The 18,865-nt window shown below is 54.1% G+C and carries 16 protein-coding genes and 1 tRNA gene; 9 read left to right on the top strand and 8 right to left on the bottom strand.

The window, feature by feature from the left end; all coding sequences use genetic code 11:
• Nucleotides 1–138 precede the first annotated feature (138 nt).
• The gene (locus tag MHH28_RS00380) at nucleotides 139–786 is read right to left on the bottom strand and encodes a hypothetical protein (RefSeq protein ID WP_405110247.1); all 648 of its coding nucleotides are present in this window, start codon (nucleotides 784–786) and stop codon (nucleotides 139–141) included.
• A gap of 175 nt (nucleotides 787–961) precedes the next feature.
• Here MHH28_RS00380 and MHH28_RS00375 point away from each other — a divergent pair, with 175 nt between their 5' ends.
• Nucleotides 962–1,849: a fructose bisphosphate aldolase gene (locus MHH28_RS00375; protein ID WP_405116756.1), complete on the top strand. Its 888-nt coding sequence runs from the start codon at nucleotides 962–964 to the stop codon at nucleotides 1,847–1,849.
• Between the two features lie 107 nt (nucleotides 1,850–1,956).
• Here MHH28_RS00375 and MHH28_RS00370 read toward each other — a convergent pair whose 3' ends face one another.
• The 3 genes from MHH28_RS00370 to MHH28_RS00360 form a co-directional block, all read right to left on the bottom strand.
• Nucleotides 1,957–3,006: an Atu2307/SP_0267 family LLM class monooxygenase gene (locus tag MHH28_RS00370; RefSeq protein WP_405110244.1), complete on the bottom strand. Its 1,050-nt coding sequence runs from the start codon at nucleotides 3,004–3,006 to the stop codon at nucleotides 1,957–1,959.
• Between the two features lie 167 nt (nucleotides 3,007–3,173).
• Nucleotides 3,174–6,104 carry an insulinase family protein gene (locus MHH28_RS00365; RefSeq protein WP_405110241.1) on the bottom strand — a complete coding sequence of 977 codons (2,931 nt, stop codon included), beginning with the start codon at nucleotides 6,102–6,104 and terminating at the stop codon, nucleotides 3,174–3,176.
• Nucleotides 6,105–6,237: 133 nt separating this feature from the next.
• Complete coding sequence (locus MHH28_RS00360; protein WP_405110238.1) at nucleotides 6,238–6,603, bottom strand: DUF4180 domain-containing protein; 366 nt, start codon at nucleotides 6,601–6,603, stop codon at nucleotides 6,238–6,240.
• Between the two features lie 99 nt (nucleotides 6,604–6,702).
• Here MHH28_RS00360 and MHH28_RS00355 point away from each other — a divergent pair, with 99 nt between their 5' ends.
• The gene (locus MHH28_RS00355; RefSeq protein ID WP_405110235.1) at nucleotides 6,703–7,056 is read left to right on the top strand and encodes a VOC family protein; all 354 of its coding nucleotides are present in this window, start codon (nucleotides 6,703–6,705) and stop codon (nucleotides 7,054–7,056) included.
• Nucleotides 7,057–7,562: 506 nt separating this feature from the next.
• On the opposite strand, the gene MHH28_RS00350 is transcribed toward MHH28_RS00355, so the two are convergent.
• A tRNA-Lys gene (locus MHH28_RS00350) sits at nucleotides 7,563–7,635 on the bottom strand.
• Between the two features lie 144 nt (nucleotides 7,636–7,779).
• Nucleotides 7,780–9,087, bottom strand: coding sequence for an APC family permease (locus tag MHH28_RS00345; protein ID WP_405110232.1), 1,308 nt, complete (start codon nucleotides 9,085–9,087; stop codon nucleotides 7,780–7,782).
• Between the two features lie 297 nt (nucleotides 9,088–9,384).
• On the opposite strand from MHH28_RS00345, the gene MHH28_RS00340 reads away from it, so the two are divergent.
• Genes MHH28_RS00340 through MHH28_RS00325 form a run of 4 tightly spaced genes read left to right on the top strand, consistent with a single transcriptional unit; the run spans nucleotide 9,385 to nucleotide 13,224 of the window.
• Nucleotides 9,385–10,578, top strand: a complete 1,194-nt coding sequence (locus MHH28_RS00340) for a serine hydrolase domain-containing protein (protein ID WP_405110229.1) — start codon at nucleotides 9,385–9,387, stop codon at nucleotides 10,576–10,578.
• Complete coding sequence (locus MHH28_RS00335) at nucleotides 10,578–11,396, top strand: ABC transporter permease (protein WP_405110227.1); 819 nt, start codon at nucleotides 10,578–10,580, stop codon at nucleotides 11,394–11,396. Before MHH28_RS00340 ends, MHH28_RS00335 begins: the two co-directional genes overlap by 1 nt.
• A 29-nt stretch (nucleotides 11,397–11,425) precedes the next feature.
• Complete coding sequence (locus MHH28_RS00330; protein ID WP_405110224.1) at nucleotides 11,426–12,208, top strand: ABC transporter permease; 783 nt, start codon at nucleotides 11,426–11,428, stop codon at nucleotides 12,206–12,208.
• Nucleotides 12,208–13,224, top strand: a complete 1,017-nt coding sequence (locus tag MHH28_RS00325; protein WP_405110221.1) for an ATP-binding cassette domain-containing protein — start codon at nucleotides 12,208–12,210, stop codon at nucleotides 13,222–13,224. Before MHH28_RS00330 ends, MHH28_RS00325 begins: the two co-directional genes overlap by 1 nt.
• Before the next feature lie 44 nt (nucleotides 13,225–13,268).
• On the opposite strand, the gene MHH28_RS00320 is transcribed toward MHH28_RS00325, so the two are convergent.
• The gene (locus MHH28_RS00320; protein WP_405110219.1) at nucleotides 13,269–14,336 is read right to left on the bottom strand and encodes an ABC transporter substrate-binding protein; all 1,068 of its coding nucleotides are present in this window, start codon (nucleotides 14,334–14,336) and stop codon (nucleotides 13,269–13,271) included.
• 401 nt (nucleotides 14,337–14,737) lie between these two features.
• Here MHH28_RS00320 and MHH28_RS00315 point away from each other — a divergent pair, with 401 nt between their 5' ends.
• From MHH28_RS00315 to MHH28_RS00305, 3 genes are all read left to right on the top strand, one after another.
• Nucleotides 14,738–15,844 carry a FecCD family ABC transporter permease gene (locus MHH28_RS00315; RefSeq protein ID WP_405110216.1) on the top strand — a complete coding sequence of 369 codons (1,107 nt, stop codon included), beginning with the start codon at nucleotides 14,738–14,740 and terminating at the stop codon, nucleotides 15,842–15,844.
• A complete protein-coding gene (locus tag MHH28_RS00310) occupies nucleotides 15,844–16,611 on the top strand; it encodes an ABC transporter ATP-binding protein (protein ID WP_405110214.1) in 768 nt (255 codons plus the stop codon). The genes MHH28_RS00315 and MHH28_RS00310 overlap by 1 nt, the downstream gene beginning before the upstream one ends.
• Nucleotides 16,612–16,882: 271 nt before the next feature.
• On the top strand, nucleotides 16,883–18,025 hold the full coding sequence (locus tag MHH28_RS00305) for an asparaginase (RefSeq protein ID WP_405110211.1): 1,143 nt from the start codon (nucleotides 16,883–16,885) through the stop codon (nucleotides 18,023–18,025).
• 111 nt (nucleotides 18,026–18,136) lie between these two features.
• Here the strand turns inward: MHH28_RS00305 and MHH28_RS00300 are convergent, their stop codons facing one another.
• On the bottom strand, nucleotides 18,137–18,862 hold the full coding sequence (locus MHH28_RS00300) for an ABC transporter permease (protein WP_405110208.1): 726 nt from the start codon (nucleotides 18,860–18,862) through the stop codon (nucleotides 18,137–18,139).
• Between the last annotated feature and the right edge of the window lie 3 nt (nucleotides 18,863–18,865).

Genomic DNA, 18,865 nt, shown 5'->3' with positions numbered 1-18,865 from the left:
GTAGAGCGTCAGGTTTTAATTCATGGATGGGACCAGTGAGACGAAACTTCAGGCCTCATCAAGATCAAACACAGCAAAAAACCGCTCTCCAATGGAAGCGGTCCATGCTTTTGCTAAAATGATACTGTTATTGCCGTACTACTCCAGGCCGTGCTCTTCCCGGATCTTGTACATCCCTTGCAGCAGCAGCTCCGAAGGATCACGGTTAAGCTGCAGATGCGTCAGTAACAGGTGGAGCGGGATAGCGCATACGTTGTTCCCGTCCGTGATTGCAGGGAAGCCTGCCTCAAAGACCGGTCCATGCTCCTCGTTCCAGGCCAGTCCGGCATGCACCTGCTCTGGAGCGAACTCCTCCGTTACAGCGGCGATACACATCGGAACCAGCACGTTATCGACAGCGGCCTTGGCTTCCTCTTCGCTGGCGAGCGGCTTGGGCATGGAGTTGCCTCCCTTGTTCTTCATCAGCTCGTGGAAGAAGGAGGCCATCCAGATCTCCGGACTGTTGCCGGACTGGAACCGGCCAGCCAGCTCACGAAGGAAGAAGCCGCAGTAATAATCAGCGTTATCTTGATCCTTCACACGGAATACAAAGACCGGGCCGTAGTTGTCCAGGTTCAGCACCTGTCCTTCCACATCGCTGAAGCTCATTTTGAGAGCTACAATGCCGTTATGAAAAACAGCCTTGAGCAGCTCATTCCAATTCTCTTCGGTCATTTCCTTCCCGGCAGCTTCCGCTTCCCCGTTGACCGGCTCATTCGTAGTCTCATTGGTTGTTTCGTTTGTCATAATTAAATTCACCCCACTTTCTATCATACCATCCTATTGAACAAGGTAACATACCATATCTCTCAGGCACAAATGGAAAGCTCTGCCGGGCCCGGATGTATGTCCTTATGCGCAAGTGCTATACTAGACAGGGTACAGCAACCATCTCATCTTGCAGAAGGGAATGACCCTAACCATGAATACCGAACAATTGAACCGAATTCACACTGGCCAAGGCTTCATAGCTGCTCTGGACCAGAGCGGGGGAAGCACCCCCAAAGCGCTGTTGCAATACGGTATTAAGGAAGACCGTTATTCAGGGGACGAAGAGATGTACACCATGGTTCACAGCATGAGAACACGCATTATTCAGAGCCCCGCATTTACAAGCGAGCATATTCTCGGTGCAATTCTGTTCGAGAACACGATGGACCGCCTCATAGACGGGCAATATACCGCCGATTACCTGTGGGAGCAGAAGGGCGTCGTGCCTTTTCTCAAAATTGACCAGGGACTGGCCGCTCTTCAGAACGGTGTCCAGCTCATGAAGCCTATTCCCGCCCTCGATGAACTGCTGAAGCGGGCAGTCAGCAAGCATATCTTCGGCACCAAGATGCGCTCCGTAATCCATGAAGCGAACCCGGAGGGTATCCGGCAGGTAGTGGAGCAGCAGTTCGAGCTGGCCCGGCAGATTGCCGCCTTCGGACTGGTTCCGATTATTGAACCGGAAGTAGACATTCTTAGTTCGGACAAGCAGGCGTCAGAGCAATTGCTGAAACGGGAACTGGCCGCACACTTGTCTGAGCTGGCAGACGACGTAAAGGTTATGCTCAAACTGTCGATCCCGACAGAGGATAATTTGTACAGCGGGCTCGCCGCAGATCCCCATGTAGTTCGGATCGTAGCCCTCTCAGGAGGGTATACCCAGGCTGAAGCCAACGAGAAGCTGGCCCGCCAGCATGGAGTGATTGCCAGCTTCTCCCGCGCCTTGTCCCAGGGCCTTAGTGATCAGCAGACGGAGGAGGAATTTGGCCGCACCCTTGCTGCGTCTATCCAGGCCATCTATGAGGCTTCGATTACTTAAAGTCCTCCACCTGACTGTCCGTACTCTGGTAACTTAGATTGGCAGACTTAAGCCCCCCGGCCATTAGGCCCCGGGGCTATTAACTGTTGCCTAAGCCCGTAATGTCATTAGGCTTGCTTCAACCGCTTAATCTCCTCCCGCACTCTGGGCGCTACCTCTGTCCCGAAGAGGCGGATGGCCTGCATCACCTGAGCATGCGGCATAGAGCCGTGCGGGACATGCAGCAGGAAGCGTGTGATGCCTACATGCTGGTACAGGTAGATGATTTTGCGGGCAACCGTCTCCGGGTCGCCCACATATAGAGCCCCGTCAAAGCTGCGGGCGGCATCGTAATCCGCACGGTGATATGGAGGCAGCCCTTTCTCCACTGCACGGACATTCGTCCGCGCATGTGTAGACGGGAAGAAGCCCTCTACCGCAAGCTCGTCCGTCTCCGCAACATACCCATGGGAGTGCGTTGCAATCGGAAGCTTGGACACATCATGACCGGCCTTGGCTGCTGCCTCCTTATAGAGCCGTACATGCATGGCATAATCGGAAGGATTGACATTGCCGATAATCGCCAGGGCAAAGGGCAGGCCCAGAGTACCGGCGCGGACCGCAGACTCCGGCGTTCCGGCACTCGCAATCCATACCGGCAGCGGGTTCTGCTGCGGGCGCGGATAGATCTCCAGATCCCTGATGGCCGGGCGGTGCTTGCCGCTCCAGTTCACCTTGCCGGGCTCCCGCAGCTTGAGCAGCAGGTCCAGCTTCTCGTCAAATAGCTCTTCGTAATCCTTCAGCTCATAGCCGAATAGCGGAAACGACTCGGTGAACGAGCCCCGGCCCACCATAATCTCGGCACGGCCGCCCGATATTCCGTCCAGGGTAGCGAAATCCTGGAATACCCGTACCGGATCCGCTGAGGACAGAATCATGACCGCACTGGTCAGGCGGATTCGGGTCGTCAGCGGTACAGCCGCCGCCATCAGCACAGCAGGCGATGATGCTGCAAAATCAGGCCGGTGATGCTCACCCACGCCGTATACATCCAGTCCCACCTGATCCGCAAGCACGATCTCCTCCACCACTTCGCGCAGCCGCTCTGCATGGCTCAGAGTCACTCCGGTATTCACATCAGGCGTTGTCTCGACAAAGGTGCTTATTCCAAGTTCCACGTATTGTTCCTCCTAGAAGTCAGTAATCTTTATATTCTAAAACTAAATAGTTGAATATTCAAAGAAAATTTCAAGCCACAGCAAACAGGGTGCCCGGCTGTATCAACAGCCCGTGGGCACCCTGTTTCGTGCTGATATTGTGCTAATGGGTTATTCGAAGCTCCCGCTTATTTCACCAGCTCCTCCAGGCTGCCAAATACACCAGAGGCCGATTTCAGCTTGGATTCGCCTCCGACCACACAGAAGTAGTTCTGCTGCGTTACCGCCCCAAGCAGACCGGCAAAGCTTCTCATATCCCCGGCTGTGGCCGACAGGATCTCATTACGCTCCTGCTGAAGGTCTTCCGCGCTGATCTGTTCGAAATAATGCCGGTCCGCCTGACGGCCCTGCGCGCCGGGACTCAGCGGCTGGTCAAGCATAGCCAGGGTACCGATAATCGCCCTCTCCATCTCCGCCTCATCTGCCGCATATTCCCCGGCAAACCGGGAGGCCTGGTCATAGATCTCCAGCGTCTCCAGCAGGTTCGGATCGCGGTAGGAGGTGAACAGGATTACCCCGTCGCGGCGCAGGAGCAGATTGCCGCCATACGCACCGCCCTTGACCCGGACCGTATTCCACAGGTAGGTCAGGCTGAGGATCTTCTTAAGCACCTGCAGCTTGCCGGAATAGGCGAAGCCCAGCTTCTTGTAGTCATAACCTTTGACTACATACTGTACCTGGCTTGCGGACATGAAGCCTTCGTTGACCGCCTGCCCCTCTGCTGACAAGAGCGGCTGGAACTCCACTGCCCGTCTGCTGAGGTCCAGTTCCTGCACATGTGCGGCGAATTCCGCATAAGTATCCGCCGTACCGGTGATAGAGAGCGTCAGATTCTGCGTATTGAATAACAACCCGCAGATTTCCTTCAAGGTATCCGCAAGCTCCTCCGCCTGCTGGTCAATGCTGCGGGCAAGCTCCTTGATGAAGCGGTAATAGGCTACGCCGCCCAGCTGCTCCTCATACATCCCCCGGTCCGAGAAATAAGACAGCACCCGGCTGGCTGCAATCTCGTTGCCTTTCTGGGTCAGCATCGCTTCCATGCCGGAAGCTTCCCGGCGGACAATCTCCTGGAGCTTGGACAGATTATCCAGATTGCTGCCATAGAGCAGCTCATGCAGCAGCTTCAGGGAACCGCCGATGTTGCCCTGCATCACCTTGATCCGCGTGCTGAACTTGGGCTGATAGCTTCCTTCCGCAGATTTCCCGGCTCCGAACACCTCGTTCTGAAAACGGATGCCCCCGGTCGTAATCCCGATCTCACTGGTCAGCTCCTCAATACTGTAGGCTTCCGTCTCCAGCTGTCCCAGCACTCTCGCCAGCAGCTCCAGATAAGGAATCTGCTGCGCGGCAAGCACGCTGGTGTCCCAGTACAGCTTGATATAGGCAATTGCACCGGCAGCCACTTCATGATGCAGCACCTTCATTCCATCCAGCACATATTCCACTGTAGGCACCCCTGCCGGGGCCATAGGATTAATGTCCCGGAGAGTCAGCTTCGGCAGCTTCTCCAGGTCTTCTGCGGCGTCCGGGGTGTTCTGCCGGGCCAGCAGCTTCTGCGTGCTGAGCACCAGCTCATCCAGCTGCGCCGGGGCCAAAGACGCTTTGTATGCCGCCAGACGGCTGCGGGTGGCGGCATCCTTTTCCCCTGCAAGGCTCTGAGAGGGCTGGAGGACAACGACACTGCAGTGGTTACTGTTCAGCAGATAGGTCTCAATCAGCCGCTCGAAATAGCGGCTTCCACTTTGCTCACGGATCGACGTAAGCGCAGCCTCGTATTCCAGATAGGTGGACGGTAACCCGTCATACAGCCAGGCCTTCATGACTTCCATATTGTAGGTCAGACCCTTGGGATATTGGCTGAAATCGGCCTCCCGCAGCTCAAACTCCTTGCTGTTCACCGCAGCCAGCACCAGCTTCTCATCCAGGCCTTCCGCAGCTAAGCGGGTTAGCGTGGCCCTGACCAGATTCACGAATGCTTCCCTGGCGTCCGGGTTGGAATGCGTCAAGGCAATACCCAGCATAGGCTGAACCATACTATCCGAATAAAAAGCAACCACATCCTTCCCCAGGCCGCTCTCCAGCAGCGCTTGTTTTAGCGGGGCGGCGTTGCTGTCCATCAGCATGCTTTTCAGAATGGCGAAAGCCAGATTCAGCTCCCGGTCCAGAGAGGTGCCGATTACATAATTCAAGCTCAAGTATGTCTTGTCGGCAGCGGTTTCGGTCTCCAGAATGGGATACTCCGCCGTCAGCTGGGTAATACCGGTCGGTGCTTGGAGAGCAATCGAAGTGTCCATGGGTTTGCGGGTATAGCGGCTGAGATATTCCTCATGGATAAATTGCAGCCGCGCTTCGATATCCAGGTCGCCATAGAGATAGAAATAACTGTTCGACGGGTGGTAATAATTCCGGTGCGCCTCCAGAAACTGCTCATAGGTCAAGGCAGGGATATTCTGCGGATCACCGCCGGAGGAGTGACGGTAGATGGTGCCGGGATAGAGCGATTTTTTGATCCGGTCAATCAGCACCGTCACCGGCGAAGAATATGAGCCTTTCATTTCATTGTAGACAACACCCTTATAGATCAGCTCAGCCCCCGAATCCGGCAGTTCATAATGCCAGCCCTCCTGCTCGAAGATCTCCTGCTGACTGTAGATGTTCGGCTGAAAGACGCTGTCCAGATAAACCTCCATCAGATTGGCAAAATCCTGGTCATTCTGGCTGGCTACCGGATACATCGTCTTATCCCCGAAGGTAAAAGCATTCAGGAAGGTCTTCATCGAGCCCTTCAGCAGCTCTACGAACGGTTCCTTCACCGGGAATTTGTCCGAGCCGCACAGGACCGAATGCTCCAGAATATGAAACACTCCCGTGCTGTCCGCAGGCGGCGTCCGGAAGGTGACACTGAACACCTTGTTGTCATCCTGATTCTGTACATAGAGCAGCCTTGCGCCGCTCTGCTGATGCTCCAGCGTGTATACGGAGGATTCGATTTCCCGTATGTACTCCTTGCGTATGACTTGAAACCCGGAATAGATCTCACCTGTGTTTAAGCTGCCCATATATTTTTCCCTCCTTGAGTTCAGGTCTGCCCTGTTTCCATGAGCTTATCATATCCGGGGTTTCGGGTTCCACTACCGGCTGCACAGAGGATCGGGCTAACGGATGCAGTCCCCTGCTCTGACGCTGCGAATGCTAGACCCGGCTTAATCTCTCCACCGCCTGCTCCTCGTCCGCCACAAAAAATATATCCTTCCCGTTGTTGCATTCATAGATGAAATCACGCAGGCTGCGGCTGGTATAGCTGCTGAAATCACCCACTACCGCTGCCTTCACCTGATAGTTAATGAACTTCTGCAGAATCTCGCCGGCCAGCCTTGTCTTGAGGTCAAAGAACTCCTCGCTCAGCAGCGCCTTATGGATCACGATCCGGTCACAGTCCGTCTCATAGCGTACCGTTGCCATTAGATCAAGCGCGCTCTGGACATCCCCCACCACGGCCTCGTTGCCGCTCACTATAGCGATGATTCTGCCGCCTGCTTCTATAGTTGTTATGTTCATGGTTACAACCTCCTGATCGCATATGATAGAATATGCGGATAGCTTATAACAGCAGCAACTGAATTGTACAGCAAAGGATGGATATTGATGAAGCTTAGTATGAATTGGATGACACTCAGGGTGCGTAATCTGGAGGCTTCCCTTGATTTCTATCACAGAATTCTGGGTCTGCCGGTGGAGCGCAGATTCGAGAGCAGAGGGAAGCAGATTGTCATGCTGGGGATAGAGGGGCAGCCGAAGCTTGAACTGATAGAGGGCAATGACCCGCCGCTGAAGCCGGAATGCGGAGTATCCGTAGGGTTCGAGGTTGGGTCGCTGGACGAAGCTATGGCGGAGCTTAGTAAGGAAGGAATCCCGGTAGCCCGCGGCCCCATCGCGCCGAATCCCAGTCTGCGCTTCTTCTATATCCTGGACCCGGACGGGTTCGAGGTGCAGCTTGCCGAGCATATGTAGCAGCGTTAGGACTGGCTTGCTATCCACAGACTGGCAATAGTAGAGCACCAGATTTTCTGAATTAGCTTGCGTTTGGGTCTGGATAAGTTGCATTCCTGCTCCTTATTCGGCCTACGCACACGCGCCTACTACATTTTATTTGTTTTCCGCCTACGTCTTCTTCTTTTCAGACTCGAATGATTAGGAGGGATTACCTTGGAGCAAGCATAATGTATGCCGTTTTCCACACACATTCGGCCATGCGCCAGCTTTTGAGCACAATGTATACCGTTTTCCACATACATTCGGGCCATGCGCCTACTTTTGGGTACAATGTATACCGTTTTCCACACACATTCGGCCATGCGCCTACTTTTGGGTAGCAATGTATGCCGTTTTCCACATACATTCGGCACCCTATTGCCGCTGCAGCAGCCGATTGCATTCGATTATACGCAGACCTTCAGCGAAGTACCCTAAACAGCATAGACAGCAAAAAAACGGCATCTCTGCCGTTTCTTAAGGGATGGACTCTCAGGGGCTCGAACCCTGGACAAATAGATTAAGAGTCTACTGCTCTACCAACTGAGCTAAGAGTCCGTATGGTGTCTATGTATCATTCTTCTAGGCGATGATCTCTAAGCTGACTGCGCCCGCTCAAAAGTACTTTCATAGTATACTTTTTTGAACGGGTGCTGTCAACTGTTTTATTCATCTTTTCTCACATCGGCTATGAACTGCTGTCTACACGCGATTCTTCCGCCTCATCACCACATACACCGGGAGTCCGGCAAGCGTGATGCCAATCCCTATAAGCGAGCGCAGCGGATCACTGATGACCGTGCTGGCCAGAATATAGAGTCCCCCTGCTACGCCAAGAATCGGGGTGAACGGATAGAGCGGCACGCGGTAGCGGCCTTGTACGGGCGGCAGCCTCCTGCGCAGGAGGAACACACCGAACACGCCCATGGTGAAGAAAATCCAGAGCACGAACACCAGCAGATCTGTCAGCGTATTAAAGGTTCCCGAGAAGATGTAGATTACGGCCAGCACACTCTGAAAAACAAGCGCATTCGCCGGTGTCTGAAACTTCGGATGAATCCTGCCCAGCACCCGGGAGAACGGAATCTGTCCCCGCTCCCCCATCGCCTGCGGCACCCGTGCTGCGGTCATGAGATACCCATTCAGCGCGCCCAGTACAGAGACGATAATGCCTGCTGTAATGAAGGCTCCGCCGCCGCTCCCGAACAGCGCTTCAGCCGCATCGGCTCCGGGAGTCGGGGACGACACAATCTGGTCATAGGGCAGCGCCTGGAACACCGCAATATTGAACAATACATACACGGCGATGACAAAAATAACCCCAATCGAGATGACCTTCGGCAGCGTCCTGGCCGGGTCTTTGATCTCTCCTGCCATATTGGTTACGCTGATCCAGCCGTCATAAGCCCAGAGTGTGCCGAGCACCGCAGCCCCGAAGCCTGCACCCGCTGCCGCTGTACCGATACCGCCGAAGCCGGGAGCCAGATCCGAGAACAGCCCCACGCCTACAATGCCTGCTACCGGAATCAGCTTCCCCACCGTGGCCACCGTCTGGATGATTCCGCCGAACTTCGTCGCTATGACGTTCATCAGCAGAATGAAGGCCAGAATGCCTACGGCCAGCAGCTTCTGCTGCCATGAATTCAGCGGCAGGAAGTAACCGGAATAGGTTGCAAAGGCAATAGCCAGCGCCGCTACAGAAGCCGGATAGGAGATCACCGCCTGCACCCAGCCCAGCAGATAACCGAACACCCCGCCGTACAATTCACTTAAATAAGTATATAGACCACCCGACTTCGGAATGGCAGCCGCGATCTCCGCCACACTCAGCGCCGAAGCCAGGGTAATGATTCCGCCCGCGCCCCAGGCCAGAATACTCATCCACGGGCTTCCCGCGTTATTCAATACAATGCCAGGCTTCAGAAAAATCCCCGATCCGATAATCATCCCGACCACCAGGGCCAGGGCTTGCACAAACGTAATACTTTTGGTTAACGGCTTTGTTGTCATAACTTCATTCCTTGTCCTTCCATTCTGTAAGTATGTATATGACTTGTATTTCTATGCTGCTCCTCCGCTCCCCTGCTTTTGGGCCGGATTAATTCCACATCAAGTCAACTTTAAGTCAACTTTGGTTATAAATAAACTTGTCATTGCCACATCCATTCCCTGGAAATATACTTATACGTATCGTGCCGGCAGCCCCGCCCTTTGAAATGGCAGGAAGTTCTCCTCTTCATGGATAACGTTCTCATTGACTACTTCCCAAGCCCGGTACTACTAACCTTAAGGAGGAATCATCTACTTATGCTGCACACTCCCGGCATTACCGACTGCTCACCGGCAGAGGTTCAATATGACGCATCAAGAATCGGGGTACTGCATACCCACTTTCAGCAACTGATCGATGAGAAAAAAATCCAGGCCGCTGCATACTGCGTCTCCCGGTATGGCAAGACGTTCATGCACGGTGCCATCGGCCCCCTCTCCTATCGCGAAGACCGCACGGAGCCGCTGCTGCCGACGTCCGTTCATAACATTGCATCCATCACCAAATCGGTTACTTCGGTCGCCATAGCCAAGCTGGTAGAGGATGGCATTCTCCGGCTGGACCTTCCCGTGGGAACCTTTCTGGAACCGTTTAACGTAGAGCCTTTTAGCAAAATCGATATCTACAGCCTGCTGACCCATACCTCCGGCCTGTTCCCGGACTGTGCGTCCAGCATGATTCCTTATCATAAGTCATATTGGCAACGGGTGGACGAATATTTCGATCAGTACAAACCGGAGAACGGGGAGCTGGATTGGATTACTGCATCACTGAGCTGCGGAATCGCCAAACCGGTTGGCGAGGAATGGCAATACTGCTCCTTCGGCTTTTGTATTCTCGGTGAGATTATTAAGAAGGTCACGGGTATTCCCGCTGAACAATACATAGAGGAGCAGATTCTGCAGCCGCTCGGCATGAGGGACACGATGTGGGAGCCGACTCCCGCGCTGGCAAGGCGCTTCATTATACGAAATGAACGTAGAGAAAAGCAGCTCCATGACCTGATTCACGGCACACTGCCGGATGAATCTCCAGCAGAGAAGCTGTGGGAGAACGTATCCCGCACAGGCGGGGGGCTGGTCTCTACTCCTGCCGATCTGACCAAGTTCGCCAACATGCTGCTGGGCATGGGAACGCTGGGGGATACGCGGATTGTGGGCCGCAAAGCCATCGAGAAGATCACTACCCGCACTCTCTATGGCGTGCCCGACTACTGCTGGGGCAACAATGTCAAAGACCGGAGCTACGGCATTGGGCTGGATATGCGCCAAGGTCCCGCGTTCCTCTATTCCGAGGGCAGTTATTTCCACGAAGGTGCCGGTGCCTGCTGTATGGTCATTGACCCCGCTGAGCAGCTAACCGCCGTATGGTTCGTGCCCTTCACAGGCGATAACTGGTATGCGGAAGCCCTGTTCAATGTAACCAATATCATCTGGTCAGGATTGATGTAATGAACCGCTTCAAGCATAATTGGCTAATTGGGCGGGCGGTAGCGGAGGTGACCTATAAGGAATGGAGTGCTTACCGCACCCACTCCCTAGTCTCCGTAATCGTCGGCCCGGTGTATTTCATGGTGCAATATTTCATCTGGACCGCAGTCTATGGCGGGCAGACTACGCTCGGCGGGCTTGATCTCCCCCAGATGATCCGCTATTTCGGGGCAACGGCGCTGATCGGGTATCTGATTATGGATTTTGCCGACTGGAACCTGTCGATGCTGGTGCGCACCGGCAAATTCCTCACCTTCCATCTGCGTCCGGTGCATCACCGTTCCTTTGCCTTGTACCAGAAGCTCGGGCACCGGATGCTCGGCTTCTTGTTTGAGTTCCTGCCGTGTCTGCTGATCTTTATCTTCATCTTCGGGATCGATATGCGGCCGGCAAGCCTCCCGTGGACCCTGGTGTCCGTGGCGCTGGCCTTCCTGATGAACTTCTATGTTAATTATACGATTGGCCTGACTTCCTTCTGGCTGGTGCAGTCCGGAGGGATTCGCAGCGCCTTCCTGCTGGTGTCGGGTATTTTCTCCGGTGCGCTCATTCCGCTTGATTTCTTCCCGCACTGGCTTCAGGTGATACAGCTGTTCCTGCCTTTTCAGTACATTGCTTACATGCCTGCCATGGTATTCACCGGCCATTATTCACTTGGCGGCCTTGAGCTGTCCATTCCCGAAGCCGTAGGCATGCAGGCGGCCGCTGTTCTGGTAATGTTCGGCTGCAATGAGCTGGTCCGCCGCCGGGCGATGAAGCAGTTCACGGCGGTTGGCGCATGAATACGCGGAGGGAAAGGAACGTTCCTGTTATGAAAAAATATGTAGATGTATACAAGCAGTGCATGTACTCTGCTATCCAGACCGCTTCGGCCTACCGGATGAACTTCATCGTCAGCAGTCTGATTACACTCATCGGCAACATTCTGTTTCCGCTGGTGACGCTGTTAATCTACAGGGCGGGTACCAGCTTCCCGGGCTGGAGCTTATACGAGGTCCTTCTGATCCAGTCTATATTCACTATGTCCAGCGGGCTCTCCAGTCTGGTCTTCGGTGGATTGTTGTGGACAACGATGTCGCATGTACGTGAGGGAAGCTTCGAGGTCATTCTGCTCAAGCCGCTGAATCCGCTGTTCTACATTGTAGCGACTACCTTCTCTGTAGAGAGTGTCGGATTATTCCTTGGAGGTGCTGCATTATTCATCTTCTCCGCTCTGCATATCGGCGCTATCTCCGCCCTCGCGTGGCTGCAATTCACCGGGATGTTCCTGGCCGGGACGGCTGTATTGGCCGGATTATCGCTGATGATGGCGGCGATGTCCTTCAAATGGGTCGGCAATTCGCGGATATCCGAGCTGGCGGACAGTGTGCTGCATATCGGCAAATATCCGCTGCCGATCTTCCCGAAGGCGGTGCAGGCTGCAGCTACGCTGATCATTCCCGTGGGGATGGTCGGCTACCTCCCGGCCTCCGCACTGCTAGGCCGGGTTCAGGCCGGTGATTTCATCGCGATTCTGCCTTGCTTTATCTTTCTCTGGGTCGGCATTTGGGTATACCGGCACATGATCAGATTATATGAGGGGGTTGGCGGCTGATGCCGGTTATTGATGTCAAGCATTTAACGAAGAGCTATACTACCTATAAGCGGGGCGCAGGCATGGGGCAGACCTTCACGAGCTTCTTCCGGCGTGAAGCCGTCTCCGTCCAGGCTGTGAACGATATCAGCTTCGCCATTGAGCGGGGTGAAATCTGCGGGATGCTAGGTCCGAATGGGGCAGGTAAATCCACAACGATCAAAATGCTCTGCGGCGCGCTCTATCCGACCAGCGGGGAGATTGACGTACTCGGTCATTCTCCGGCCCGGGACCGGAAGCATTATGTACGCACTATCGGAGCCGTCTTCGGCCAGAAATCCCAGCTCATCTGGGATATCCCGCCCATCGACAGCTTCAAGATGAACAAAGCAATCTACGGCATCTCCACATCGGATTTCAATAACCGGCTGGAGGAACTGGCGGTGCTGCTGGATATCGCCGGGGTGATGGAGAAGCCCACCCGTGTACTGTCGCTGGGCGAACGCATGAAATGTGAATTCGTCATGGCCATGCTGCACCAGCCGGATATCCTGTTCCTGGATGAGCCGACCATCGGGCTGGATGTCATCGCCAAGGTCAAAATCCGTGAGTTCATCCGCCAGATGAACAAGCAGCAGAACATGACCTGCATCCTCACCACCCATGATCTGGAGGATGTGGAGGAGCTGGCCCACCGGGTCATTGTCATTAACCACGGCGAGAAGGTGTTTGACGACTCGCTGCAGCGGCTGAAGCTGTTCCTGGGGGAGAAGAAGCGTGTGAGCTTTACATTCAACGAGTCTGTGCGGGACACGCCGTTCGACAACGACTTCACCAAGGTAATGGAACGCCCCTCCGACTTCCAGATCACGCTGGAGGTAGACACCGCCCGGATCTCAATCAGCGAGTTCATCGAAGGCATCTCCCGGAAGCACGGCTTCTCGGATATTTCCGTCAAGGAGCTGCCGATCCAGCAGGTGGTTATGAATATCTATGAGAATGCCAAAAGCAGCCTGAACCGTCACCCGTTACAGTGACAGCTCAGGCTGCTTTTTTTTGACAGAGTATGGCAAGCTTCGGCTTACTTCGCAGCAGCCAGTTCGGACGCAAGCTTCTCCGCCCCGTCAAAGATCGAATAGCTGTAGCCCCAGAACTGGTTGAAGTCGATCTTATAGATCGCTTTGTTCTGGATGGCCTTGAGGCTCTGCAGCGATGGGTCAGCGTAGAAGGCCTTCAGCGTCTGGTCAGGATCAACACCGCCTGTGTAGACCGAGATCAGCAGGACATCCGGGTTGGTGGCGATCAATTGCTCCTTGCTGATCTCACCGGTCACATCCGCATAGCTGTTGGTCAGTCCCAGCAGTCCCAGCACATCTCCCGCAAAAGTATCGACATTGCCGCTATAGACAGCGATCGCCCCGTTGCCCCCGTCAGATACATAAGCGAAGGTCTTGGCACCTGTGGCTGCCGCTCCCTCCTTCAGCTTCGCCGCACGTTCCTTCAGCTCTGCGATGTATGCAATGGCCTTCTCCTGCACATCAAAGATCTGGCCGAGCTGCTCAATATCCTTGTACAGGCTGTCAAGCGTCGCCCCGGCCAGGCTGGTGCTCTGCACGAAGGTCTTGATGCCCAGTTCATTGAGTCCGCCTACCGTCCCGACTCCCCAATCCGCATCTGCGAACAGGCCGCCGCGTCCCATCACCAGATCCGGGCCTCTGCCTACAACCAGCTCTTTACTGGCATAGTCTTGGGAAATCACGGGGATCTTCTTGAATTCCTCCTGGACTGCCGGGTCGCCGGCGCCGTAGAGGGCTGCTACTCCGACCATCTTGTCGGTAAGACCCAGCTTAATCAGCAGCTCGGCCGCACCCTGGGTATTCGCAACTACCTTGTCAGGAGCCTTGTCGAAGGTCTGGGAGTGAGTCTTCCATTCCGTGCCTTCCCCGTTATTCGTGTGGTTCTCAATTGTTAGCGGATATACCGTCTTGGCAGCTTGTGCAGTCTCCACCGGTGCGGGGCTGGCAGATGCAGGTGCAGCCGTTGCCGCTGCGTCCTTCGTATTGCCTGCTACGGATGAACAAGCGGCCAGCATAACCGCCATAACCAGCACTGCCAGCAGCGGTACATATCTTTTGAATATTGTTTTCATTCTCTTGGTCCCCTTTTCTGTATGTACGTTATGATCCTGCGGGAATGGCATTAAGCCCATCGCCTTGCAGGGGATACCTCCGTAGAATATAGAATGTTGCCCGCCATGTCAATGAGAATTATTATCATTGACAATCATTCTCAATGTGCCTTATATTTAAAAAACCACATCGCTACGTGCTCGCGCTGGCACATTGTGATCGGTTTTTCTGAAAATACATCTGGCACAACCTGCGATGAACGCACGCCCTACGTGGCGCGTCCAGTCCAATTGTGTTCGGTTTTTCGATTACATTCGGCCCAAGCACATACATCTATGTTCCTTGTGTACTTAACCGGTGCCCAGAAACTTATGCTGCTATGTGTTCTTAATTTTATCAATGAAGGAGCTTTATTACTGCCATGCATACCGATATAGCCGTATCCTCACAACCTAAGCAATCGCTCATTCATACCCGTTACGGATTCGCAGCGGTTATAGGCGTGCTGTTCATTCTTACCCTGCTGTCCGCCGGGGCTGCGGTCTCCTTCGGCCAGGTGGACATTCCTGTCTCCCAATCCTACCGGATTCTGCTGCATCACCTCACTGGCATCCAGATTGGAGATGTGCAGGAGCTGACGAACGGTTCATTCGTGGACATTATCTGGAAAATCCGCTTCCCGCGTGTGCTGATGGCGATGTTCATCGGTGCCGGACTTACGCTGTGCGGAACGATCATGCAGGCGGCGGTACAGAACCCCCTGGCTGATCCATACATACTCGGTATTTCCTCCGGCGCTTCGCTGGGCGCAACCTTCGCCATCCTGGTCGGCTTCGGCTCGATGGGGCTGCTCGGCCAGACCGGAGTCGCCTTCTGGGCTTTTGCAGGGGCAGTTGGCGCTTCTCTGCTTGTCCTCACACTCGCCAGTGCAGGCGGCAAAATGACCTCCGTCAAGCTGGTGCTGGCCGGAATGGTCATTAACGCGCTATGTACCGCCTTCGCCAACTTCATTGTCTATTTCGCAAACAACGCCGAAGGCATCAAGACCGTGACCTTCTGGACAATGGGCAGCCTGGCTGCCGCAAGCTGGGACAAGCTTCCGCTGATCTCGATCGCCGTCCTGCTTGCCGTTATACTGTTCCTCTCGCAGTTCCGTGTGCTGAATGCCATGCTGCTCGGAGATGAGGCGGCGGTTACGCTGGGCATTCATCTGGGCGCTTACCGCAGAGTCTATATGATCCTCACGGCGCTGATTACAGGAGTCATGGTCGCCAGCTGCGGCATGATCGGCTTCGTTGGACTGATTATCCCCCATCTGGTGCGGGGACTGGTGGGCTCGGATCACCGCAGGCTGCTGCCGGCTTCGATTCTGTTCGGGGCGATCTTCCTGATCTGGACGGACGTCATTGCACGGACCATCGTTCCGAATGTGGAGCTGCCGATCGGGATCATTACCGCCTTAATTGGCGCACCGATGTTCATGTACATGCTGATAAGAAAAGGCTATGCCTTCGGAGGGAAAAGCTGATGAATCTGAATGTTGAACGGCTAAGTGTCTCCTTCGGTGAGGCGAAGATTGTCCAGGAGGTCTCGCTGAGAGTTCAAAATAAGCAATTCGTCGGCCTGATCGGCCCGAACGGCTGCGGAAAGTCCACGCTGCTCAAAAGCATTTACAAAGTCATTAAGCCGCGTCAGGGGGATGTCTTCCTCTCAGAGCTTAATGTAATGAAAGCCAGCCCGAAGCTTGTTGCCCGGAAGCTGGGCGTGGTCGGCCAGTTCAACGAGTTGAGCTTCGACTTCACCGTTCGGGAGATGGTAGCGATGGGCCGAACTCCCCACAAGGGGATGCTGGAGACTGACAATCAACAGGATTCGGATATCGTCTCCTCTGCTCTAAGTAAGGTCAATCTGGAGAGACATGCAGACCGCAGCTATAATTCCTTATCCGGCGGCGAGAAGCAGCGTGTCATTCTGGCGCGTGTGCTGGCCCAGCAGCCGGAGTTCATGATTCTGGACGAACCGACCAACCATCTGGATATCAAATATCAGCTGCAAATTCTGAATATTGTCCGAAAGCTGGATATCGGCATTCTCGCCGCCCTCCACGATCTCACCCTGGCCGCTGAATACTGCGACTATCTGTATGTCATGAAGGAAGGCCGGGTCGCCGCCAGCGGAGTTCCTGAGGATATTCTGACGAAGGAATTAATCCGCGAGGTCTTCGATGTGGAGTGCGAGACCTACCGCAATCCCGTTACCGGAGCGCTAGGCATCGCCTATCTGGAGACAAGGTAACCCACCCGGGTTCAATCATACAATCTATTACAGCCTGCGGCTTTCTGACCGCAGGTTTATTCTTTTTGCGTATAGCTTCATTAACATCCAACCGGAAGGAAATACATTTAGATGTTAGATAAAATAACATTAGAATAAATATTTTTAATATTTATACGTTATTAATGCATTTTTATAGATTTATTTTACATAAAAGTAAATTTATAATTTTGACATTTATGATTTATGTCACCTATAATTACATTGAATTTAAAATAAAAGGAGGTCACTTATGAATTTCATTCCCAAAAGAAGTCTAAATCTCTTCACTGCCCTGCTGGTTCTCTTCACCCTGTTATCCTTCCCTTCCCTCACGAAGGCCGCTGAGGTCAGCGTATCCGGGAAAATCATTCCTAATGTTGTAGTGGTAGGCGTCGGCGGAACGATTACCTCCACCTCTCCTTCCAGAGAGCTGTTTCAAACTTATGGCACACCCAAAGTGCCTATAAAGGATATTATCCAAAGATTACAGCCCGAGCTATCCAAAGTAGCTAATGTCACCAGCACGGAGCTAAGCAACATCAGCTCGGCGCAAACCACCTCCAAGGACTTATATAATCTTACGATTGCTGTTGATAAAGAGCTGAGCAACCCTGCTGTCGATGCCGTAGTTGTTACCACCGGCACTAACATCATGGAGGAGCTGGCCTACTGGACCGACCTCACCGTCCGCAGTCCGAAGCCCGTTGTCTTCACCGGATCGATGAGACAATCCAATACCATCTCCTTCGACGGAGAAGCTAATCTGCTCAATGCAATCCGGCTGGCTGCAAGTAAGAAAACGGCCTATTACGGAACGGTGTTGATGATGAATGATGAATTTTTCGCTGCAAGAGAAGTCACCAAAACCGATGCGCTGCGCCTGGATACCTTTGACGGGGGACGATACGGCGCTCTGGGGACTGTAGACGAGAACCGGATTCGCGCGGTTCGTGCGCCGGCCCGCGTCAAGGATGCCGGAACCGAGAAGTGGAAGACTCCTTTTGATCTCAGTACGATCCAGCCGGAGGATCTGGCTAAGGTTGACGTAGTATACAGCTACACGGAAGCCTCCGCAACTCCCATCACTGCCTTGGCTGATGAAGGGGTTAAGGGAATTGTAACTGCGGGTCACGGTGCCGGAGGCCTCTCCACCGCGCAGCAAGCCGCCCGCACAGCGGCCATTGAGAAGGGCGTCCTGTTCGTAAGCGCTACGCGTGCAGGCTCAGGGGCAGTATATGACACCGGGGCCAAAGGAATCATCGGCGCAGGCGATTTGCTCCCGCAGAAGGCAAGAATCCTGCTTCAGCTCGGCCTCACCTTCTCCAAGGATCAGGAGCAGATCCGCCAGTGGTTCTCTACCATCGGCATGCCGGATTTCGATATGAGCAAATAGGAAGCCGCAGCTTGAGTGAATTCCCCGCATTAACCACTCCATATGGTGATACCTAAGACAAGCGGAGGACGGTGTCCTCCACTTGTCTTTTTTTCGCCTGCCCGCCAGATCTCAGGCAATATCCTTATATTTGAGCCTGCGGATCGACCAGATTGACAAGACTACGAGATACACCCCATTCATTAAGAAAAATAGCAGATTCTCCATAGCCGTCAGACCCCGCTGAGTGAGCACGCCCATGCCAAGCGTCAGCAGCGAATAAGGAAACAGCAGTCCCAGCTTCAATACATATAGGCCCAGCCCGACAAAAACCGCACACAGGCTGATTCCAATCGGAGTGGCAAAGCTGCGGATACGGATGGACAACCCGAGCTGCAGGGCGGCAATGCTCAGCGAAGCTATCCAGCCGCGGAAGGTCCAGAGAATCATTTCCCGCGGAAAGGGTCCGCTGAAGGACAACGCCTGTCCGGCGGTCCAGTATAACAATAGAAACAAGCCTTGCGCTCCCGCAATCAGCACGCCGACAATCGCCAGCTTAGCCATGAAGAGACTGGTTATGGATATAGGCGCAGCCAGGAGCAAATTCCAGTTCCGGTTCACATGCTCCAGCCTGCAGACAAAGGCGCAGCAGATGGCAATCAGAATCGGCAGGAAGAACTCCCCGTAAAATAAGCTTACCTGAGTCCATAGGCTGTACCACTCTCCCTGCAAGGCCTCCCGGTTCATCACAAAGTTGGCATAGCCGATCAGCAGGCTGACTACAGGCAGGCTGATCAGTACCAGTCCCATCCGGGAGCGGCGCAGCTTGGGCCATTCGGCCGCAATACTTCTAAGCATAAA

It is taken from the genome of Paenibacillus sp. FSL K6-1217 (assembly GCF_045040735.1).
Lineage (GTDB): Bacteria > Bacillota > Bacilli > Paenibacillales > Paenibacillaceae > Paenibacillus_AQ.
Note: the sequence above shows the minus strand (reverse complement) of the source record. Positions and strands in the feature narration are given on the sequence as shown.